The organism is Kitasatospora sp. NPDC059571 (assembly GCF_042735675.1).
Lineage (GTDB): Bacteria > Actinomycetota > Actinomycetes > Streptomycetales > Streptomycetaceae > Kitasatospora.
Window position 1 is genome coordinate 1 of record NZ_JBHWBW010000368.1, and the last position, 3,592, is coordinate 3,592.

Sequence of the window (3,592 nt, forward strand, 5' to 3'; positions counted from 1 at the left end):
GGCCGAGCCGGCGGGCCCGCCAGAGCGCGGCGAGGGCGGCGGCGACGGCGAGCTGCAGACCGGCCCAGGACCAGCCGGCCGGGACGAGGTCGCCGAGGCTGCGCTGCCTGACCTCCGGCGGCGCGGGCGCGGCGGAGCCGTGGTCCGGCAGGTACCAGACGAGGTGCGGGTGCGCGCCGAGCAGGCCGAGGGCGAGCGAGGCGTTGCCGTCCTTGGCGAGGCGGGCGTTGGTGAGCGGGCGGCCGCTGCCGAGGACGGCGGTCTGGTGCCCGGCGCCGTCGTCGTGCAGGACGAGCGAGGGGTGGCCGTGGTGCGGGTAGCAGCCGGTGTCGGCGGCCTGCGGCAGGTACAGCTCGCCGCCGAGTTCGGCGCTGCCGGCCCGGGCGGCCTCGGGGAGGTCGCAGCCGGGCGGGGTGCTGCTCTCGGTGGCGTAGTCCGGCAGGCCGTCGGTGGCCGGTGCGGTGCGGATGCCGCCGGCGAGGGCGTCCAGGGCGGCGTCGTCGGGGGCGATCAGGACCAGCCGGGTGGCGCGGCCGCGCGCGGCGGCCGCGGCGGTGCCGAGGTCGTCCGGACCGAGCAGGTAGGTCTCGGGCAGGACCACGGTGGTGTCGTCCGCGCGCAGGGCGGCGGCGAGTTCGGCCGGTCCGGAGGCGGTGCGGACGGCGACTTTGCGGTCCTCCAGCAGCCGGACCAGGGCGCGGGTGCCGGTCGGGTCGGGCGAGCGCGGGTCGAGCGCGGGCCAGGTGCTGGTGCTGCCGAGGCCGCTGACGAGCAGTCCGGTGACCACCAGGGCGGCCGCGGCCAGCAGGTACCGGCGGACGCGCCGGCGCAGCAGTCGGCCGGGGACGGCGAGGCTGGTGGCGGCGGTGTCCCCGGCGGGGCCCGGCGCGGTGGCGGGGGCCGGGGCCGCGGCGTCGGGCGGGCCGAGCGGTGGTGCGGTGGTCATGCGGCGGCTCCGCCGGTCGGGGCGAGGACGGGGCGGGTGGCGGCGAGCGCGCGGTCGAGGGCGACCAGGCCGTCGTAGGCGGCCCGGTCGGCGCTCCGCTCGCCGTACACGATGTCGTCGAAGGTGCGGGCGGCGGCGGTGAGGCCGGCGGCGTGGCCGGGGAGGGCGCGGCCGGCCTCGGCGGCGGCCTCGTCGGCGGTGCGGCCGGGCCGGACGTCGAGCAGGGCGCGCTCCTCCAGGGCGCGCACCACCGCGCGCATCTGCTCGCGGACGGCCTGCGTCCAGTCGCCGGCGCGTGCGTGCGCGGCGGCCTCGGCGCGGTGCTGGTCGGCACTGCGCGGGCCCTGCCGTTCGAACAGCGCGGTCGCCCCGCGGGCCTCGCGGCGCGGTGCGCCGAGCCGCCACCAGAGCGCCCCGCCGACCAGTGCGGCGAGAAGCACCAGCAGCACGATGCCGGTGCTGTCGCCGGCCATCGCCTGTCCGACGTGGCCGAAGAGCCGGGCGATCTGCTCGTCGACCCAGTCCATGGCCTGCTGGACGAGGCTCGGGTCGTGCCGGTGGTACGACGGGTCGAGCAGCTCGTTGCGTGCCGCGTCGCGGGCGGGCACCCGCGGCACGGTGACCCGGGCGCCGTCCGCGAGCGTGCGCAGCAGCGGGCCCGGTGCCCCCCGGTAGGTCATCGGATCAGGCTCCCGGGGCGGGCTGCCCGGCCGGGGCGGTGCCGTACTCGGGCAGGCCGGCGGCGCGGGCGAGCTCGATGTCGAGCGCCTCGCGGCGGATCCGCTGGTCGATGTAGAGCAGCACGTTGACGGTGGCGGCGAGCGGGATGGTGAAGGTGGCGACCAGCGTGCCGGCGATCGCCACGATCAGCAGCCCCAGCGGCGGCAGCGCGGCGGCGGCGAACGGGTCGGCCGGCCCGGCGTCCGTCGGGCCGGCGACGGCGAGGGCGATCATCACGAACGGCGCGGCGATCATGCCGGAGGCGAGGGTGATCAGCAGCTGGGTGAGCAGCTTGATGCCGAACAGCCGCCACCACGCGTTGCGCACCAGCCGGGTCGAGCGGCGCAGGGACGCGATGACGCCCTGCCGCTCCAGGACGAGCGCCGGCGCGGCCAGGCTCAGCCGGACGCCCAGCCAGAGGGCGAACGGCGAGCCCGCCAGGCCGAGCAGCAGCCCGAGCCCCAGCAGGGCGTGGTCGGTGACGCCCACCAGGCCGAGGACGACCAGCACGATGCCCGGGATCAGCGGTGCGGCGACGATCAGGCCGGACAGCAGGGTGACGCCGGTCAGCGCGAGCAGCCGGGGGCGCGCGGCCGTCCACGCGTCGCGCAGGTCGGTCGGGTGCCCGAGCACGGCCTTGCTGACCACCATGGTGAGCATGCCGACGGCGACCACCCCGAGCAGGAGGTTCAGCGGCATGCCGACGGCCAGCGACAGCACGTCGGAGGACCGGCCGGGGCTCTGGTACGCCCACCAGTCGGCGAGCGCCTGCACCAGCTGCTCGACGGCGGCCAGCGTGAACGAGAGGCCGAGCGCGGTGCGCCAGTGCTTGCGCACGGTGGTGACCGCGCCGTCGAGGACCTCGCCGACACCGAGCGGGCGGAGCGGGATGATGCCGGGCTTCGGGCTGACCGGGGCCCAGCCGACCTGACCCCAGCCGCCGGGGCCGGCTCCGGGAGCGCCCCAGCCCCCGGGACCCGGAGGGGGCGTGCCCCAGCCACCCGGCGCGCCGCCTCCCCAGGCGGGCCCGCCGGGGCCGTCCGGGCCCTGGCCCTGCGAAGGGATGCTGCCGTACGCTCCGCCGTACCCGCCGTCGTACGGCCCGGTGCCGCCCGCTGCGCCGCCGGGGTCCGTCTGCTCCCCGGCAGGCGGCCGCTGGTCGTCGCGGTGCGGCTCTGGCGAGCCGGGCGGGGCCCAGCCCGGGGTGTCGGTCATCTCAAGGCTCCTCGGCGGGGCCGGGAGCGTGTCGCCCCCGGCGCCGGCAGGTCGGTGCGGCGTCGGTCGGTACGGCGGACGGCCGTGGGTCGCTGCCGTGGCGCCCATCGTGCCATGGCGGTGCCGACCGCCCCAGGGGTATCCCGTTGCTGATCGACAACGGTCGGTGGGACGGCCTTGAGCTGGGGTTTTTGCGGTGCTATGCCCGGTTGGGCGGGTGCGCCGGCGGGCGATTCGCGGCAGCTGTGCCGCAGGTCACAATCGGGTAATGAGAAGATGGAGACATGAAGGGACGTGTCCTGGTCGTCGATGACGACACCGCACTGGCCGAGATGCTCGGCATTGTGCTGCGTGGTGAGGGTTTTGAGCCGTTTTTCGTGGCGGACGGGGACAAGGCGCTTGCCGCGTTCCGCGAGACCAAGCCGGATCTGGTGCTGCTCGATCTGATGCTGCCCGGCCGGGACGGGATCGACGTCTGCCGCCAGATCCGTGCCGAGTCGGGCATCCCGATCGTCATGCTGACCGCGAAGACGGACACCGTCGACATCGTGGTGGGCCTGGAGTCCGGCGCCGACGACTATGTCACCAAGCCGTTCAAGCCCAAGGAGCTGGTGGCCCGGGTCCGGGGGGGGGGGGGGCGGGGGGGCGCCCCCGCCCCCCCCGGCGGCCGGCAAACAGGCGCGCGGGGTGTGCTTGGGTGGGCGCCGGCGC

4 protein-coding genes are annotated in these 3,592 nt (G+C 77.0%); 1 reads left to right on the forward strand and 3 read right to left on the reverse strand.

Annotated features, from left to right (window positions below; genetic code table 11):
- From ACFV0G_RS29760 to ACFV0G_RS29770, 3 genes are all read right to left on the reverse strand, one after another.
- Positions 1–946: DUF4350 domain-containing protein (locus tag ACFV0G_RS29760; RefSeq protein ID WP_380554757.1), on the reverse strand; the 946-nt coding region annotated here is incomplete at its 3' end.
- Positions 943–1,626, reverse strand: a complete 684-nt coding sequence (locus ACFV0G_RS29765) for a DUF4129 domain-containing protein (RefSeq protein ID WP_380554759.1) — start codon at positions 1,624–1,626, stop codon at positions 943–945. The genes ACFV0G_RS29765 and ACFV0G_RS29760, both read right to left, overlap by 4 nt.
- Positions 1,627–1,630: 4 nt before the next feature.
- Positions 1,631–2,881, reverse strand: a complete 1,251-nt coding sequence (locus ACFV0G_RS29770) for a hypothetical protein (protein ID WP_380554761.1) — start codon at positions 2,879–2,881, stop codon at positions 1,631–1,633.
- Positions 2,882–3,165: 284 nt separating this feature from the next.
- Here ACFV0G_RS29770 and ACFV0G_RS29775 point away from each other — a divergent pair.
- Positions 3,166–3,592, forward strand: a 427-nt coding sequence (locus tag ACFV0G_RS29775; RefSeq protein WP_380554763.1) for a response regulator, incomplete at its 3' end; no start/stop codon positions are given.